Consider the following 16904-nt stretch of genomic DNA (forward strand, 5'->3'; position numbering starts at 1 on the left):
ATTATGGATGCTTTCAGAAGCAAAAATCACGTGTCATTTATCCAACAACTAAAAGAACTACCTGAAACATTAGATTCAGAATTTCGTAAGAAACTTCAAAACCTTTTAAACTATGAAGAAGGGATTCGTAATTCCCTAATATATCCCTATTCAAATGGTAAGATTGAAGCTAAAAACACACATATTAAAACCTTAAAAAGGGTATCCTATGGATTTAAATCATTTGAGAACATGAAATTAAGAATATTCATGATGAAGCGCCTCATTGAAGTAAAATAAAAAAGATGAATGGAACGAGTTCCACTCATCTTTCGACTTCATTTTGACTCATCAGTCCTATTTGACAAAGAGCCAAAAAACCGTATGACCTATAAAGTCATACGGTTTTTCATCTATTCTGTGAAAGATTCTAAAAAGCCGACTAAACGATCAGTCACTTCCTCTTTCATATCACTAAAACTTTTCCCTTCAATACGAACGTTTTTCTTGCGATCTTCCATTTTCTTGATAATACCTGATAAAGCTTCAATTTCTTGGTCATTTAAAACATCTACCAAGTCCATAAATAACGCATTACCATTCAAATTATCTTCCACAAAATCTTTGACATCATGACGAGCTTTGTAATTCTTTAGTCTATCTGAGACTCTATCCGAAATAGCAATCGCCGCCCCGACTGATACAGCCGTAACAGCTCCTAATCCTACTAGCACTTTTGTCGATCTACGCATCCTCAATCACTCCTTTTGTGTTATGTCTATATTATAACATAAAAGGTTGGATTATTTAATCACGACGATCTCCAAACAAGATAATTAGACGTAATAACTGTAAAAATGTTGAGAAAACTGCTGCGACATAAGTTAAAGCAGCTGCAATTAACACATGGCGAGCCATTCCTAGTTCCTCATTTGATAATAATTCGCCTTCTTTTAAGATAGCTAAGGCACGTCTCGAGGCATTAAACTCAACAGGTAACGTGACAACTTGAAAAACTAAAACTAAAGCAAAACATAATATGCCTATATTGGTAATAAATTGACCAAAGAATAATCCTGCAATAATCAACGGCAGTGAAATAGTAGCGCCAATATTTACGACTGGCACGATAGCAGAACGTAAGGTCATGGGTAGATAACTAACTTGGTCTTGAACAGCGTGCCCACACTCGTGAGCTGCGACACCAATAGCTGCCACCGAAGTAGAAGGACCAACTGTTTCTGATAGATTCAACGTTTTATCTTTAGGATTGTAATTATCGGTTAAATTCCCTCGAATCCGTTGAACTCTGACATCTCGAATTCCTGCATATTCCAAAATATAGCGTGCAACATCATCCCCCGTTAAGCCTTTGGCACTGTGAAAATCAGCGTATTTACGATAAGTACTTTGAACATAGGCAGATGCTGCTAGCGAAATCCCCATACCTATGACAATTAAAATATAAGTTGGATCCCACATCATATAAAATGGCGACATCATCATTGCTTCCTCCTTTTTACTCTTTATATTTAATTATAACAAAAACTCTTGAAAAAGGTATGAAGCCTTCATTCTCTTTCCTTGAATAGTTTTAAATCTTTTTCAAAAATTCAGATTTCAACTGCATCGCGCCAAAACCAGGGACTTTGCAATCTACGTCATGGCCATTAACCGCTTCTTCTAATAAACGAATATTTTTAATGGTCGTCCCTTTTTTTAATGCTTGACTGCTACCTTTTACTTTTAAATCTTTAACGATTGTGACGCTATCGCCATCTGCTAGAGGATTTCCATTAGCATCTTTAATAATAACAGTTGATTCAAGCGTTTCTTCCTCTCCTTCTGACCATTCATGTGCACACTCAGGACAAATATAAAGGTCACGATCTTCATAAACATACGTCGATTGACATTGCGGACAATTTGGTAATGACATTCTTTTTTTCCTCCTTATTTTTAAAATCTTTCATAATAATAGCATACGTCATGTTAAAAATAAAACAAGGCCTTTTACTATTTATACTGATTACACAAGTAAAACCCTTTTCATTCTGATAGTTTTTCTATATAATGGTAATGTTAAATAACTATGCCTTTTATATATTTTTATCCTAATTATAGAAAGGAGTGAGTAGATGCGTAGTTTATTAGATACGACAACACAGCGTCGTTTACATATTATTGAAATACTAAATAAACATTCTGACTGGATTAGTTCCAATGAACTAGCTAATTTAAATAACGCTTCACTTAGAACGATTAATAACGACATTCAATATTTAAAAGAAAACTGGGCTCCCCACTTGATTATTGAAACATCCAAAAAAAATGGCGTTCGGCTTAGCACGACTGCGGCAAGTCATATTCAAATGGTTTATCATTACGTCCTAGAACAGTCAGAACTTTTTCAGTTTTTAGAAAAAGTTTTTTTCTTACCTAATGAATCGATTGAATATTGGGAAGAAACATTATTTACAAGCGAATCTTCTTTATATCGAATGATTCAGCAATTAAATCAATCACTCGACCACTATCAGATGACGCTTGAGAAAACACCTTGTCATTTAAATGCTTCGAATGAAATTTATTTGCGTTATTTCTTTACTATTTATTTTAATGAAAAATATAGCATCCATCACTGGCCTTTCAAACTTAACCGTACGAAATTACTTTACCTTGCACAACACATTTATAATCATGTTTACCAACATGAATATTTTGAAGTAGATGATGTTCAGATTATGAATCTTGCTTATATTCTAGCTGTGTCATTAACACGTCATTTACAAGGGTTTAAAACGGATGAACAAGAAAATCAATATATATTAGAGCGCTATCGTTATATCTTTTTAGACAAAAAAGAATTACTTCATGACATCTTACATCAGCAAGTTCCAGTAACAGATGAGATGATTGATGATTTAATTAATTCTATTTATTTTTTAAAGAAAAAACGATTATCCGACGGACAGCTTTCTGCTATCGTTAGTCAAACTGAGCAATTTGTCACACGTCTGTCTGAACAATTACATATTGCCATTGATGAGCGCAGTCGTTTTGACATTCAACGTATTTTACGTTTCATGTATTTAAAATACATGACATTTCCTTTTCCAAACACTATTTTATTTAATCAGTACTATTTCAATGCGCAATCCATTCGTGACAGTTATCCTTTCTATACATCGGTGATGACATCTCTCTTATTAGAAATGGAGTATGAAATGGACTTCCCATGGTGTTCGGAACTTTCTGATGAAATTTTATACTGGGTTATGGTGAAGTGGGAACGCCTACCTGAGCGACTCATTAACAACCGTAAAAAAGTAAAAGTTCTCGTCCTTAGTGATCATGGAGTGGCGCACGCTATATTACTGCGTGACCTCGTCTATAATAATTTTGGCTTAAAAGTGAAACTCGATGTCTATAAAGAAACAACTCTTTTCCTAGAGAGTGAGCAATGGGAAGATTTTGACGATTATGATTATATCATTTGTAATTTCTATCGAGATTATTTTCCAGAAGATAAAGTCATTGTCGTAAACGTCATCCCTTCCGACCAAGATTGGCGTAAAATGCGCCATGCCATCGACTCGCTTTTTTATCAAACGAGTAATGCTTTACATATCGTTGAGGTGACGGAATAATGCAGATTAATTGGCTTGTTTACTTAAACAGTATTTTTATTAATCTTTCGATTATTGTGGCTTCCATGTTAATCATGTATTTTCTCACCTTGCAAAAATTAATTAATGGAAAAAGTTTATTAATGAAATATCGGATTAAAGATTTAAACATCCCTTATCAACTCTTCATTGGGTTCGTTATCGGCTGTCTCGCTTTAATCTTATCTTATAATCGTGTGCCTATTGATGCCTATAGTCGAGTCGATACGCGCTACATTCTCATTTACTTTGCCTTTTTCTATGAGTCAGTATACATCAGTTGGAGTACTGCGCTTACGCTTATTGCGCTGAAAACCATTTCCTTTATCGCACCACAAATCCATGTGACGCCCGTTGAATATTGGAATAATATTATTTTCACATTGCTAATTGTCGTCATTGGCACCCTTGTCAAAAAATACTGTCATTCAGTCAAACAATCGCATGCAACGTTTTTAACACTCTTTTTAGTGGCTAAATTTATCAGTTATACATTGTATTTTCCTGATTTCCCTGAACAGAGTCATCTCGTAGCCTTTGCGATATACACTGTGACTTTTATTGCTATCTTTGTTTCTTCAACACATCTCATTCATATTGCGATTCAAACGTCTGAGTCAGTGTTAGTTTATAAAAAAGCTTCCATTTATGACCCACTGACTGGTCTATTAAACCGCGAGTCTTTAAGATTTTTTCTTAACACCGTCTTAGATCAAGGTGAAAAAGAAAAAGAACCGCAACCTATCTCACTTGCCATTTTAGACGTGGACAACTTTAAAGAAATAAATGATTCTTTAGGGCATGAGGCAGGCGACCAAGCGCTACTCTACCTCTCGCGGATTTTTAAGCAAAATACTGTCACAAATATTGATTATATCGGACGATTAGGTGGCGATGAGTTTGGACTCGTTCTATCACGAACGAGTGAGGAATCAGAAGAACTGCTCGAATTGATTAAATCGCATTTAGAAAAAGTTCCCTTTGTTTATCAAGGAGAAACTATGATACTTTCTCTGTCAATTGGTATGGTCCACACCCACACTTCTAAGTTTTTTAATCGAAAAAAAATATTACTTCGTGCAGATGAACTACTCTATGAAGCAAAGCGTCAAGGGAAAAACATTATGATTTCACAGTATCTTTATCCACCAAAAAAATGACCTTTTAGTCTTAATATAACTAAAAGGTCATTTTTATTTTTATGATTTTTCTTGCGTATACTTGTAAGCTGTCCCTAACGAAATATTACATTCTTCAGCAATTTGTCGTAAGGTATATTTATTTTTATGATATAAAAATTGAATTTTATCGACAGTTTCTTGAGAAATACGTGGACGACCACCGATACGACCATTTTTACGTGCTTCTTCAAGACCACGTGCTGTACGCTCTCGGATAATCATTTTTTCCATTTTAGCTAAACGATGAATCATCGCTTTATATGTTTCATCATCTAATGTCACTAATTCTGGTGCTTTCTTAATAACTAAGAAATCAATACCGCGCTCTTCAAATTCTGCTAACATCTCAGCTAGTTGAATAATAGATTTCCCTACAGAAACTAAATGATATACAACTAACTGATCGCCTTCAGTTAAGCTCTCAAGTAATTCATCCAATTCTTCATGAATATATTTAGGGTTACGAATACCCCCTTGAACGATTGAATCTACACCATATTTTTTTAAGCCTTCCAATTGACGGTCTAAATATCCTTTATCGGCACCTGCATATACATATCCTATTTTGGCCATTATATATATTCCTCTCTTTCAACGTTATCCCAATTAAATACTGAGCGTTATTTTACTGTTCTAATTATATTAAACCAACCAATTAAAATCTAGTCCATACTTTGCGTATCTTTGTGTAATTTGTGAAAAACGTTTGACTAAGACAACAAAACGTACGTTATAAAAAATCATTATATTAGTTATTTTACTATGCATAATCAAAAAAAGCTAGCAATTCAACTTATCGCTTTCTGTAGTTGAGTTACTTGTTATAATTTAGTAAAATAACAGAAGCAATACGAAAAAAGAAAGTAGGAATACAACTATGTCAACTGTTTTAGTCATCAATGCACATCCATTAACCCAATCCGAATCACGAACGTTAAAAGCATTAGAGGCGTTCATCACGTCGTATCAAGCAAGCCATCCAGATGATACCATTGAAAGAATCAATTTATACGAAGATAACATCCCTGAAGTTAGCGCTCCCCTTTTAAAAGGTTGGACAAAATTGCGTGCTGGCGAAGCGTTTGAAACACTTACGGACGAAGAACAACAAATTGTTGCACGATTTAATGAACTGACCGAACAATTTTTAGCAGCTGATAAAATTGTCATTGCTAACGCCCTTTGGAATCTAAACATTCCGACTAAGTTAAAGGCTTGGATTGATACTATTGTGATTGCAGGTACAACCTTTAAATACACGGAAAATGGTCCAGTCGGATTGATTGATGGAAAAAAATTGGTTCACATTCAATCGAGCGGTGGCGTTTATAATGGACAAGACTTTGCAAGTCAATACATTCAAAATATTTTCGCCTTTATCGGTGTAACCGACCATACGAAAATCAATGTAGAAGGTATTGATCATCAACCTCATCTGGAAGCCTCTATTTTAGAAGCTTCTCTAGCTAATGCAGCAAATGTTGCAAAAGAATTTTAAACATTAGACCTTTCAATATTATGTCAAAAACAGCAAAAGCACCTCTTTGATGCCATCGGCATTAAAGAGATGCTTTTTTGATAGAGTTGATATCTAAATTGCTTTTTTCTTTTAAATTCATCTCTCAAGACCCCTTTTAACTATAATAATTTCAAATAACTAATAACACGTCTAATTTAAGCTTAGCCATAATTTCGAGTAAACCAAACCTGTTTTCTCAAGCAAACCACTTTTCTCAAACCAGTCTTTTCGTAACAATGCTTTCCCTTATTTAATCCCTCTAATACCATCCTATAAAATAACATATTAAACGTTAATATCAAACTAATTTATCACTATCTTGAAAAGATTAGAGAATTAAATATTCACTTGCTCACTTATGTAATCAAAAAAACCTTATAAGCGAGTTTTATACACTCACTTATAAGGTTACTATCATTTTATCAAACGGTTTTTATTCCAATTGTTCTTCTTGCATTTCCACATATTCTTGAGATACTTCATCTTCAGGATATAAGCCAGAGTATGCTTTATACCATTCAAAGATATGTGTTACCACAACTTTAATCGCGGCGTATCCTGGCACTCCCAGAATCACTCCCACGACTCCAAATAATTTTCCTGCGGTCAATAGTACAAAAATAATTGTCACAGGGTGAATGTCTAATTGACTTCCTAAAACTAATGGTGAAACAAATCGTCCTTCGATAAATTGCTCTAACGCAAACACGATGAGGACCGCTACTAACATTTTAGGACTGGTAGCTAAGGCTATTAAAACGGCTGGAATCATCGCTAGAAACGAACCTAAATATGGAATCAGATTCATAAAACCAGCAAAGATACCGAGCGTAACACTGTATTCCAATCCAACAATTTTAAAACCAATCATAAACATAATCGCCACAGCTAAGGCTACGGTTAATTGTCCACGAATATATTGAGAAACTTGTTTATTGACATCTTTTAAAACATTATAAACAGGACGACGTGTTTTTGCTGGTAAAAAATGAACGAGATAAGGACCTAATTCCTTACCGTCTTTCAATAGGTAAAATAAAATAATTGGTGCCGTTGCAATCGTTAAAAAGACGGTCGTAAACGCCCCAATGACACTACCTATTCCTTGAAACGTATTAATTGATAAACTCTTAATCATCGTGCCCATCGAGTCAAAAAAGTTATTAGTAATTTTCTCGATGTCATCAGCATATTGTTCTAAAAATGGATGACTTAAAATTTCATTTCCTTTTGTTTGAATCGTGCTCCAGTAATGTGGCCAGCTTTTTATAAAGCTCATTGTTTGTTCTTCCATTTTAGGTACTAGCGTGACGCCACCCCAAATTAACAGAAACAAAACGGCGATAAAAATCAAGCTAATTCCCCAAACACGTTTTAGTCCTTTTTTTTCTAAACGGTCGACAATCGGATTAAACAGATAAAACAATATCCCCGAAAAAATAACAGGGAAACCAACGATAGCAAAAAATTGCCACACAGGTTCGAATAAATGCGATACCTTTGTCGAAATTAAGACGATTAAAAGAATTAATAAGACAATTAATAACGATGACACGACTTGATTGTTTAAAAACCAACGCCAAAACCACGACTTACGATTGACTTCTACTTTTTTTATTTTTTCCATAGTATCCCTCCTAGCTTACCGTTTAACGATAAATGATTTCTGTTCCAACAGAGAGTGCAGGCAACTGGTATGGAGAGACATAAATCGTATTTGGCAAGTCATGGTCTTCGTGTCGCTCGGCGAATACGATAGTCGCGTGCCCTATTTCTTGTAACATTTGATTCACTTTATCTCCCACATGTTCCACTTGATAAACTTGGTCGTCAAAGTGGATGTGACTATTTGTTGTTATTTTATAATTAGGTTCTTCTTCTATTAGCTCTTGAACAAGCGCTACTTTCTTAACTTCATCCGTCGCTGTATCATCAAATAAAATTAACATCGGATCTGTTTCCGATATAGCTTTTGGGCCGATTTCAATAATTTTTGTTTTTTTCATCTTCATAACCTCCAACATTTACATACTGTTCATTATACCATACTATGCCGCAAACACCTTATTCTTGTCTCTCCAGTTTGTCATGTTTCAGCATTATTTTTTTGACGATTCATTTTATATGCTATAATAAAACTAACATAAAATGAATAGCTGAAGGGAGTTTTATTATGCAAACACTATACTTAGGTTCATATACACGACGAGAAAGTCAGGGTATTTATACACTTGATTGGAATTTTGAAGCAGGTACCCTCGATAATTTAAATTTAATCATTAACGAAGGAAATCCAACTTATCTTGGTTTAACCGATAATAATACGTTAGTGACCGTTACAGCACGCGACAACATGGGTGGTGTAGCAAGTTATCGAAAAGATGACAACGGTGAATTCAAAGAAATCAATCATGTTTTATTAGAAGGCGCAGCGCCTTGCTATGTCGGTATCGACAATCACCGCCAACTAGTTTACGGTGCGAACTACCACAAGGGTGAAGTAACCGTTTATCATATCGACGAAACGGGTCAACTCACGCTAACCGATACAGTTCAACATGAAGGAAACGGCCCTCATGCCAACCAAGCAAGCGCGCATGCTCACTACGCTGATTTAACTCCTGATAATCGTTTGGTTGTATGTGACTTAGGGACAGATGAAGTGTACACATATGATGTGTCATCTAAAGGAAAACTTACAGAAGTCGCTCGTCTCAATGTCGCTCCTGGAACTGGACCACGTCATATCGTTTTCCACCCAGAAGGTAAAGTGGCTTACATCTTAGGAGAACTGGCTAACACATTAACCGTGGTCAATTACGATGAAACAACAGGAACGTTCTCAGAAATCACAACATTAAGCACCTTACCAAGTGATTTTGACGGCGAAAGTGCTGGCGGTGCAATTCGTATCAGCGAAGACGGTCGCTTCGTCTACGTTTCTAATCGCGGCCATAATTCTGTAGCTGTTTATCAAACACAAGAAGAAGGACATCGCGTCGAAAAAATTCAAACCATTGCTTCAGAAGGTGATTTCCCACGTGACTTCACTTTAAGTCCTGATAACAACTGGGTTTTAGTCGCTCATCAAAATTCAGATAATATCACGCTATTTAAACGTGATGCTGAAAATGGTCGCTTAACATTGAAGGAAACCGACATCCTTGCTCCTGAATGTGTCTGTACTTACTTTGCTTAAATCAGTATAAAAAAGAGGCGTCCTAGATTAACAGGTACGCCTCTTTCTATCGATTTAAATTAGAAAGGATATTAAGATGCTCAAGCACTTATTACACGAAAAAGCGACGATTTTACTAACATTCTTCATTATCTGTCTGAGCTTATACGGACATCACCAGCTAACGCGCTATGAAAATTATCCGCAACTTATCGCGCAAATTGAATCCGTCAGCGAACAAAAAACGAAGACCGAAACGGTTCAAACGATTAAAGTAAAGGGACTCAATCATCAGATTAAAGAAAAAACGTTAACGTTAAAACAAACCGTTCCGATTTCTCAAATCAATGGGACACGTTATCGCCCCAATCAAAAACTTTTTCTTCGTGAAAATCAATCGTCATATACTATTCAAGGATTAAAGAGAGATTTAACGATATGGCGTATCCTCATAGGATTTGCTATACTGCTTATCTGGCTTTTAAAAAAACAAGGACTATTTACGCTAATAAGCGTTATCGCTAACTTAGCCCTTATCACATTAATCGTACGTGACTACGTGGCTCAACCTACTGCTAATCTTGTTACATACTTTATGATGGCGATTATTCCATTAACGATTGTGTCTCTTGTTCTGACAAACGGTTGGCAAAAAAAGACCTATACCGCTATATTAGCGACGTTGAGTGGGACATTTGTAAGTTTTTTAATGGGCTGGTTATTATTAAACCTGACGCATTTTAACGGCTTACGTTTTGAAGAAATGGGATTTATCACGCGATCACCACAGCAAATTTTCCTCGCAAGCTTATTAATCGGTTGCTTAGGAGCCGTGATGGACGTAGCAATGACAGTCGTTGCCTCTCTATATGAGCTAAAAGAGCAGACACCGCATCTGTCACGTGCTGCTGTTAAACAGTCAGGAAAACAAATCGGACAGGATATTATGGGACCGATGACCAACGTGCTTTTTTTCTCCTATATAAGCGGTGCTATTCCTATGATGTTGATTTTTTTACTTAATCATCTTACCCTTCCACATACATGGGACATGTTATTAACACTTGAAGTCGCACGTGCTTTCATAGGCGGAATTGGTATTATCCTGACTATTCCAATTAGTATTCACTTCTCGCTCTTCTTTCTTTTTAAAAAAGGAGGGCAAGCAGGATGAATGTCATTATTTTACTTGGTATAGTGTTATGGGGACTAATGCGGATATACGGTGGGAAAAATGGTCATAAGACCTTTATTTCTTTAATTATTAACCTTTTTACATTGTTTGTCTTTGTTTTTTTCTTAGGTACGGGGCTGTCTCCCTTTTTAATTGCTGTTATTTTCACCCTCTTTTTGATTAGTATGAATCTATTTTTTATTAATGGTTTTCATACTAAAACCCGATTAGCTTTTAAAGGGACGCTTGTTACATTACTTTTACAGACGGCACTTATTTATCTCACGACTTACTTATTACTGACACAAGGATTTTCAAAAGAAGAGCTTTTTGAAATGGATACGCTTGATTTAAATCTACCGATTAACTTCATCCATATCCAAGCAGCCGTCATACTATTAAGTAGCGGTATTGCTGTTAGTGATACGGCCATTTCCATTAGCTCTGCTATGACTGAGCTACTTTATCACGAGCCCGACATTCAAGCATCCCATCTATTTAAAAGCGGTTTAACTATTGGTCGCGATATCATCGGCACAACGGTCAATACGTTACTTTTTGCTTTTATCGGTAATTCACTGGCTTTAATCATCTGGATCTCGGACTTAGTTTACAATATTTATGAATTAATCAATCATCAAGCGATTGTGTCGGAACTCTTATTATTAGTTATCGGTGGTGTAGGGATTGCGACTGTTATTCCCATTACCGCCTATCTCATGAGTCGATTAGCAAAATCATCATAAAAATAAAAAACACCTCATGACTTAAAAGTCATGAGGTGTTTGATTTATTACTTCTATGCTTTGTCTTTTGAACCAAACCATTCGATACGTTGTTTTACTAATTCAGTAATAGCATCTGTACCAGGTGCTAATAATTTACGAGGGTCAAATCCTTTACCTTCGCGGTCTTTACCTGCTTCAATGTATTCACGTGTTGCTGCAGCAAACACTTCTTGTGCTTCTGTGTTCACGTTGATTTTTGATACACCTAAAGAAATCGCTTTTTGGATTTGGTCTAAAGGAATACCTGAACCACCATGTAAAACTAATGGTAATTCGCCACCTGTAATATCAGCAATTTCAGATAGACGATCGAAGCTTAAACCAGCCCAATCTGCAGGATAAGCACCATGAATGTTACCAATACCTGCTGCTAAGAAATCGATACCTGTGTCAGCCATTTGTTTACATTCTTGTGGATCTGCAAGCTCACCAGAACCGATGATGCCGTCTTCTTCCCCACCAATACTACCCACTTCACACTCAACAGAAACGCCTTTAGCATGTGCTTTCGCTACAACTTCTTTGGCTCTTTCTAAGTTTTCATCGAATGGTAAATGTGAACCGTCATACATAACTGATGTATAACCTAATTCAATACACTCTAAAGCATCTTCATACTCACCGTGGTCTAAGTGTAATGCCACTGGTACAGTAATTCCCATAGAGTCAATTAAATCTTCTACCATATGTAGACACATTTTGTAACCGCCCATGTATTTAGCTGCACCCATTGATGTTTGAATCATAACTGGAGAGTTAGACTCTTGTGCACCTTTTAAGATGGCTTTTGTCCACTCTAAGTTATTTGTGTTGAAAGCTCCTACTGCGTATTTACCTTGACGTGCTTTCTGTAACATTTCTGTTGCTGATACTAATGCCATGTTTGTTTCCTCCTATAATGGAAAATGTATTTGTTAAGTCTTTACTTAACTGACACCATTATTTTATCAGATAAGTAAGAATTTTACTACTTATATATTGACTTTCCTGTAACTTGTGTGGAATAGCAATGATTTTTTTCAATACTTTTTCATAAAGGAGTCTTCTTAACTGTAAAGTCCTGTACTTTTTTCATTCGTATCAATATAGATATTTTTCATTTGGGTATAAGCATCTACCATTGATTTATACGTTTCACGTCCGATACCTGAATTTTTCACGCCGCCAAATGGTGTACCAGCTGGTAATTGATTATAAGTATTAACCCAAACACGCCCTGTTTGAACTTCACGACCTACTTTTAATGCCTTGTTTAAATCTTGCGTCCAAACGCCACCTGCTAAACCATATTCTGAATCATTGGCCATTGCAATCACTTCATCAATGTCTTTAAATTTAATAATCACAGCCACTGGGCCAAATATTTCTTCTTGTGCCACACGCATGTCATTGGTCACGTCTGATAATAACGTTGGTTGCATAAAGACACCTTTACCAAGCTCTCCATCTGTAATACGGTTACCACCTGTTAAAACAGTAGCGCCTTCTTCTTTTCCAATACGAACATAGTCTAAAATCTTATTCAAATGTCCTTCGCTAACTTGACAGCCCATCTGTGTTTCTTCTTCCCAAGGCAAGCCAACATTTATCTTTTCAAACGCTTCTTTCAAATCTGCTACAAAACGATCGTAGATACCTTCTTGTACAAAAATACGTGAGCCAGCACTACATACTTGTCCTTGATTAAACAAAATACCCATTTGAGCTCCGTCTAGCGCTTTCTCATAAGGCATGTCATCAAAGAAGATATTGGCTGATTTGCCACCAAGTTCAAGTGTGGCTGGAACTAAACGCTTCGCTGCTGCTTCTGCCACAGTATATCCAACCTCTGTTGACCCTGTAAATGCTAATTTATCAATGCCTGGGTGATTTAATAGGTAGTCTCCAGATTTACGTCCACGACCGGTTACCACGTTTAAGACACCTTTTGGTAATACCCCATCAATGAGACGCGCAAACTCTAAAATACTTAAAGAGGTCGTAGATGACGGGCTAATCACTACTGTATTTCCTGTGGCTAAAGCAGGAGCTAGTTTCCAAGCTGCCATTAAGAATGGAAAGTTCCACGGAATAACTTGACCGACTACACCGATAGGCTCTTTTATCACAATACTTAAACGATTTTCATCAAAAGCTTGTGCCGTTCCTTCTTCACTACGAATGACACCCGCAAAATAACGGAAATGATCTGACGCAGCAGGTAAATCGATATTTAATGTTTCACGAATTGGCTTACCATTATCTAACGTCTCTACAAGTGCTAAATGTTCTAAGTTATCATCAATGATATCAGCAATTTTTAACATCAAGCGACTGCGTTCTTCAATACTAGTATGACGCCATGTTTTTAACGCTTCTTCTGCCGCTTCAACAGCTGCATCAACATCTTCATTCGTAGCATCAACGAACGCAGCGATTTTTTCACCTGTAGCTGGACTGATAACATCTATCAGTTCATTACCTGTACCATTTGTCCATTCTCCATTGATAAATAAACCGTAATTCTTCTGAACATCTAATTTAACCATATATCTTTCCTCCTAATACTCTTTATATATTGCAATATACACCGTTTACATTTTTCTCTCAAGTTATCTGTTTGTTAAACACTTTTTTCTTAAACATCTCTTAAGATATAGGTATACCATTTATATACAAACGTTGTTATAATAACGTTTGTAGTATTTTATACCTTTAAGATATTTTGTGAAACCACTTTTCCTTTCTCATAGTATTCTAATTTTAAATAACGTACTATCACATTTTGTTATACAGTTATCATAGATAATTATCGAACAAACTCTCCTTTTAGAAACGTTGAGATTATCAACTTATTAAATAACAAAGTCTAATTAACGCACTTATAAAAGCATTTTTTGTTCAAATACCTGCTGTCTGTTTATATCCCCTTTTAAAGAAAGTTTGTGATTTTTATTGCTAACTCAGTCACAATTTGATATTATTTAGCCATAGCAATTATTTGTTACATATTGAACAAGGGAGAGGATTCATATGACAGAACAACCACGTATGTCAGGTAAAGATTTTTTATTTAAAGTACTAAACGGAACGGCGACCGGTATTATCGTCGGATTAATTCCTAACGCTGTTTTAGGAGAAATCTTTAAAGCTTTAATGCCTTACGGAAACATTTTCCAAACACTTTGGGAAGTTGTTTTCTCATTACAATTTGCGACACCGGCGATTATCGGAGTCCTTGTAGCCATGCAATTTGGCTTCAACGCTATGCAAACAACGACCGTCGGAACAGCGACTTTTGTTGCGTCTGGTGCCGTTAAGCTCGTTGATGGCGTCTGGACAGGCGGAGGCATTGGCGATTTAATTAACGTGATGTTAACTGCCGCCTTAGCAGTTTACGTTGTTTTAAAAATTAAAGACCATCTAGGTTCATTAACAGCGATTGGCTTACCAATTATAGGAGGCGCTTTACCAGCCGCTATCGGCGTTTTCATGCTTCCTTACGTTAGCAAAATCACGACACTTATCGGTAATATGATTAATAGTTTTACAAACTTACAACCTGTTTTAATGAGTATTTTGATTGCCATCACATTCTCTATTTTAATTATTTCACCTATTTCTACTGTGGCAATCGGCTTAGCTATCGGTTTAGACGGAATCGCTTCTGGTTCAGCTGCGATTGGAGTAGCTGCATGTACTGCCGTACTCGTAATTGCTTCACGTAAAGTAAATAACAGCGGAACAACACTAGCCATCCTTTTAGGTGCGATGAAAATGATGATGCCTAATATGGTTAGAAAACCCATTATTCTTGTACCTATCGTAAGTACAGCAGCTGTCAGCGGTATTGTTTCTGCTCTCTTAAACATTCAAGGTATCCCAGCTAGTGCTGGTTTTGGTTTAGTAGGATTGGTTGGACCTATTCATGCTTTCCAATTCTTACAAGGCAGTGCCGTAGCGAAATTACTTGCTGTTACCATCAGTTTTATCGTTGTTCCATTTGTGGTAGGGTTTGCAATGGACTATCTGTTCAGTAACGTGTTAAAATTATATACAAAAGACGCTTTCTTATACAAAGCTGTTTAATTTAGTTTATTAATTATTAATAAAAATAAAAAACGAAAAGGAGTTTTTAGATATGAAAATCGCAATTGCAGGATCTGGAGCTTTAGGATGTGGCTTTGGTTACTTAATGCACAAAGCAGGAAATGAGGTCACACTTATCGACCAATGGCCAGCGCACATTGACGCTATTAACTCAAAAGGGTTAACAGTCGACTTTAATGGAGAAAAAGGAACAGAAATGATTCCTGCTGTCTATCCAGAAGACGTTAAAGGAGAGTTTGATTTAGTCTTTACTTTTACTAAGTCTATGCAACTTGCTAGCATGCTTGAAAAAATCCAACCTATCTTAGGAGAAGATACTAAAGTTGTTTGTCTATTAAACGGTTTAGGACACCGCCAAACATTAATGCAATATGTAAAAGAAGAAAATATTTTAATGGGAACAACTGTCTGGACTGCTGGGATTGACGCTCCGGGTGAAGTTCACTTTATGGGGAAAGGTCCTGTTGAGTTACAAAATATTCATCCAAGCGGTGAAGCAGCGGCTAAAGAAGTTGTAGCGCTTTTAACGGACGCTAAATTAAATGGAGTTTACAGTGATAACGTGCTATTCTCAATTTGGAGAAAAGCATGTGTCAACGGAACATTAAACGTATTATGTTCTATCTTAGACTGTAATATTGAAGAATTTTCTAAAACAGAAAACTCTCGCGAAATGATGACAGCTATCATCGAAGAATTTTCACTTGCAGCTAAAACAGAAGGCGTTGAATTAGATGTGACAGAAACAGTCGACTACTTAGTAGAAGTCAACAAAACTGTTGGACCACACTACCCTTCAATGCACCAAGACTTAATCCAAAACAAACGTCCTACTGAAGTTGACTACTTGAACGGTGCCGTAGCAAAAATGGCAGAAGAGCACAATTTTGAAGCACCAACTTGTCAAATCATTACCGACTTAATTCATGCGAAAGAAGACTTATTCGGTATCAAACGCTAATAAATAACAAAAACGGCTCTTTGTCAAATAGGACTGATGAGTCAAAATGAAGTCGAAAGATGAGTGGAACTCGTTCCATTCATCTTTTTTATTTTACTTCAATAAGGCGATTCATCATGAATATTCTTAATTTCATGTTCTCAAATGATTTAAATCCATAGGATACCCGTTTTAAGGTTTTAATATGTGTGTTTTTAGCTTCAATCTTACCATTTGAATAGGGATATATTAGGGAATTACGAATCCCTTCTTCATAGTTTAAAAGGTTTTGAAGTTTCTTACGAAATTCTGAATCTAATGTTTCAGGTAGTTCTTTTAGTTGTTGGATAAATGACACGTGATTTTTGCTTCTGAAAGCATCCATAAT

The 16904-nt window shown here is 36.1% G+C and carries 18 protein-coding genes; 9 read left to right on the top strand and 9 right to left on the bottom strand.

What is annotated here, in order from left to right; genetic code table 11:
- Positions 1-279: transposase (locus CBF33_RS09350; RefSeq protein ID WP_148112238.1), on the top strand; the 279-nt coding region annotated here is incomplete at its 5' end.
- 113 nt (positions 280-392) lie between these two features.
- On the opposite strand, the gene CBF33_RS09355 is transcribed toward CBF33_RS09350, so the two are convergent.
- From CBF33_RS09355 to CBF33_RS09365, 3 genes are all read right to left on the bottom strand, one after another.
- Positions 393-731: a hypothetical protein gene (locus CBF33_RS09355; RefSeq protein WP_023606689.1), complete on the bottom strand. Its 339-nt coding sequence runs from the start codon at positions 729-731 to the stop codon at positions 393-395.
- Positions 732-786: 55 nt separating this feature from the next.
- Positions 787-1479 carry a zinc metallopeptidase gene (locus CBF33_RS09360; protein WP_126763744.1) on the bottom strand — a complete coding sequence of 231 codons (693 nt, stop codon included), beginning with the start codon at positions 1477-1479 and terminating at the stop codon, positions 787-789.
- A gap of 94 nt (positions 1480-1573) precedes the next feature.
- Positions 1574-1918: a zinc ribbon domain-containing protein YjdM gene (locus tag CBF33_RS09365; RefSeq protein WP_126763715.1), complete on the bottom strand. Its 345-nt coding sequence runs from the start codon at positions 1916-1918 to the stop codon at positions 1574-1576.
- 199 nt (positions 1919-2117) lie between these two features.
- On the opposite strand from CBF33_RS09365, the gene CBF33_RS09370 reads away from it, so the two are divergent.
- Positions 2118-3629, top strand: a complete 1512-nt coding sequence (locus CBF33_RS09370) for an AcpB/EbpR/MafR family transcriptional regulator (protein WP_126763717.1) — start codon at positions 2118-2120, stop codon at positions 3627-3629.
- Positions 3629-4807 (top strand): GGDEF domain-containing protein, encoded by a 1179-nt coding sequence (locus tag CBF33_RS09375; protein ID WP_126763719.1) that lies wholly within the window; start codon positions 3629-3631, stop codon positions 4805-4807. Before CBF33_RS09370 ends, CBF33_RS09375 begins: the two co-directional genes overlap by 1 nt.
- A 39-nt stretch (positions 4808-4846) precedes the next feature.
- Here the strand turns inward: CBF33_RS09375 and CBF33_RS09380 are convergent, their stop codons facing one another.
- Positions 4847-5401 carry a recombinase family protein gene (locus tag CBF33_RS09380; RefSeq protein WP_126763722.1) on the bottom strand — a complete coding sequence of 185 codons (555 nt, stop codon included), beginning with the start codon at positions 5399-5401 and terminating at the stop codon, positions 4847-4849.
- A 304-nt stretch (positions 5402-5705) separates the two neighbouring features.
- Here CBF33_RS09380 and CBF33_RS09385 point away from each other — a divergent pair, with 304 nt between their 5' ends.
- Positions 5706-6326 (top strand): FMN-dependent NADH-azoreductase, encoded by a 621-nt coding sequence (locus tag CBF33_RS09385; RefSeq protein WP_126763724.1) that lies wholly within the window; start codon positions 5706-5708, stop codon positions 6324-6326.
- A gap of 454 nt (positions 6327-6780) precedes the next feature.
- On the opposite strand, the gene CBF33_RS09390 is transcribed toward CBF33_RS09385, so the two are convergent.
- The gene (locus CBF33_RS09390) at positions 6781-7974 is read right to left on the bottom strand and encodes an AI-2E family transporter (protein ID WP_126763727.1); all 1194 of its coding nucleotides are present in this window, start codon (positions 7972-7974) and stop codon (positions 6781-6783) included.
- Positions 7975-7996: 22 nt separating this feature from the next.
- The gene (locus CBF33_RS09395) at positions 7997-8353 is read right to left on the bottom strand and encodes a PTS glucitol/sorbitol transporter subunit IIA (RefSeq protein ID WP_170167791.1); all 357 of its coding nucleotides are present in this window, start codon (positions 8351-8353) and stop codon (positions 7997-7999) included.
- Between the two features lie 164 nt (positions 8354-8517).
- On the opposite strand from CBF33_RS09395, the gene CBF33_RS09400 reads away from it, so the two are divergent.
- From CBF33_RS09400 to CBF33_RS09410, 3 genes are all read left to right on the top strand, one after another.
- The gene (locus tag CBF33_RS09400) at positions 8518-9546 is read left to right on the top strand and encodes a lactonase family protein (RefSeq protein WP_126763732.1); all 1029 of its coding nucleotides are present in this window, start codon (positions 8518-8520) and stop codon (positions 9544-9546) included.
- A gap of 76 nt (positions 9547-9622) precedes the next feature.
- A complete protein-coding gene (locus CBF33_RS09405; protein WP_126763734.1) occupies positions 9623-10699 on the top strand; it encodes a YibE/F family protein in 1077 nt (358 codons plus the stop codon).
- Positions 10696-11445 (top strand): YibE/F family protein, encoded by a 750-nt coding sequence (locus tag CBF33_RS09410; RefSeq protein WP_126763736.1) that lies wholly within the window; start codon positions 10696-10698, stop codon positions 11443-11445. The genes CBF33_RS09405 and CBF33_RS09410 overlap by 4 nt, the downstream gene beginning before the upstream one ends.
- A gap of 53 nt (positions 11446-11498) precedes the next feature.
- On the opposite strand, the gene CBF33_RS09415 is transcribed toward CBF33_RS09410, so the two are convergent.
- The gene (locus CBF33_RS09415) at positions 11499-12368 is read right to left on the bottom strand and encodes a class II fructose-bisphosphate aldolase (RefSeq protein WP_126763738.1); all 870 of its coding nucleotides are present in this window, start codon (positions 12366-12368) and stop codon (positions 11499-11501) included.
- A gap of 165 nt (positions 12369-12533) precedes the next feature.
- Positions 12534-14015 (bottom strand): aldehyde dehydrogenase family protein, encoded by a 1482-nt coding sequence (locus CBF33_RS09420; RefSeq protein WP_126763740.1) that lies wholly within the window; start codon positions 14013-14015, stop codon positions 12534-12536.
- A 484-nt stretch (positions 14016-14499) separates the two neighbouring features.
- Here CBF33_RS09420 and CBF33_RS09425 point away from each other — a divergent pair, with 484 nt between their 5' ends.
- Both CBF33_RS09425 and CBF33_RS09430 read left to right on the top strand, forming a co-directional pair.
- A complete protein-coding gene (locus CBF33_RS09425) occupies positions 14500-15555 on the top strand; it encodes a PTS sugar transporter subunit IIC (protein ID WP_126763742.1) in 1056 nt (351 codons plus the stop codon).
- A gap of 52 nt (positions 15556-15607) precedes the next feature.
- Positions 15608-16537 carry a 2-dehydropantoate 2-reductase gene (locus CBF33_RS09430; protein ID WP_023606705.1) on the top strand — a complete coding sequence of 310 codons (930 nt, stop codon included), beginning with the start codon at positions 15608-15610 and terminating at the stop codon, positions 16535-16537.
- Positions 16538-16625: 88 nt separating this feature from the next.
- Here CBF33_RS09430 and CBF33_RS09435 read toward each other — a convergent pair.
- Positions 16626-16904, bottom strand: a 279-nt coding sequence (locus tag CBF33_RS09435) for a transposase (RefSeq protein ID WP_148112234.1), incomplete at its 5' end; no start/stop codon positions are given.

Source organism: Vagococcus lutrae (assembly GCF_003987555.1).
Classification (GTDB): domain Bacteria; phylum Bacillota; class Bacilli; order Lactobacillales; family Vagococcaceae; genus Vagococcus_A; species Vagococcus_A lutrae.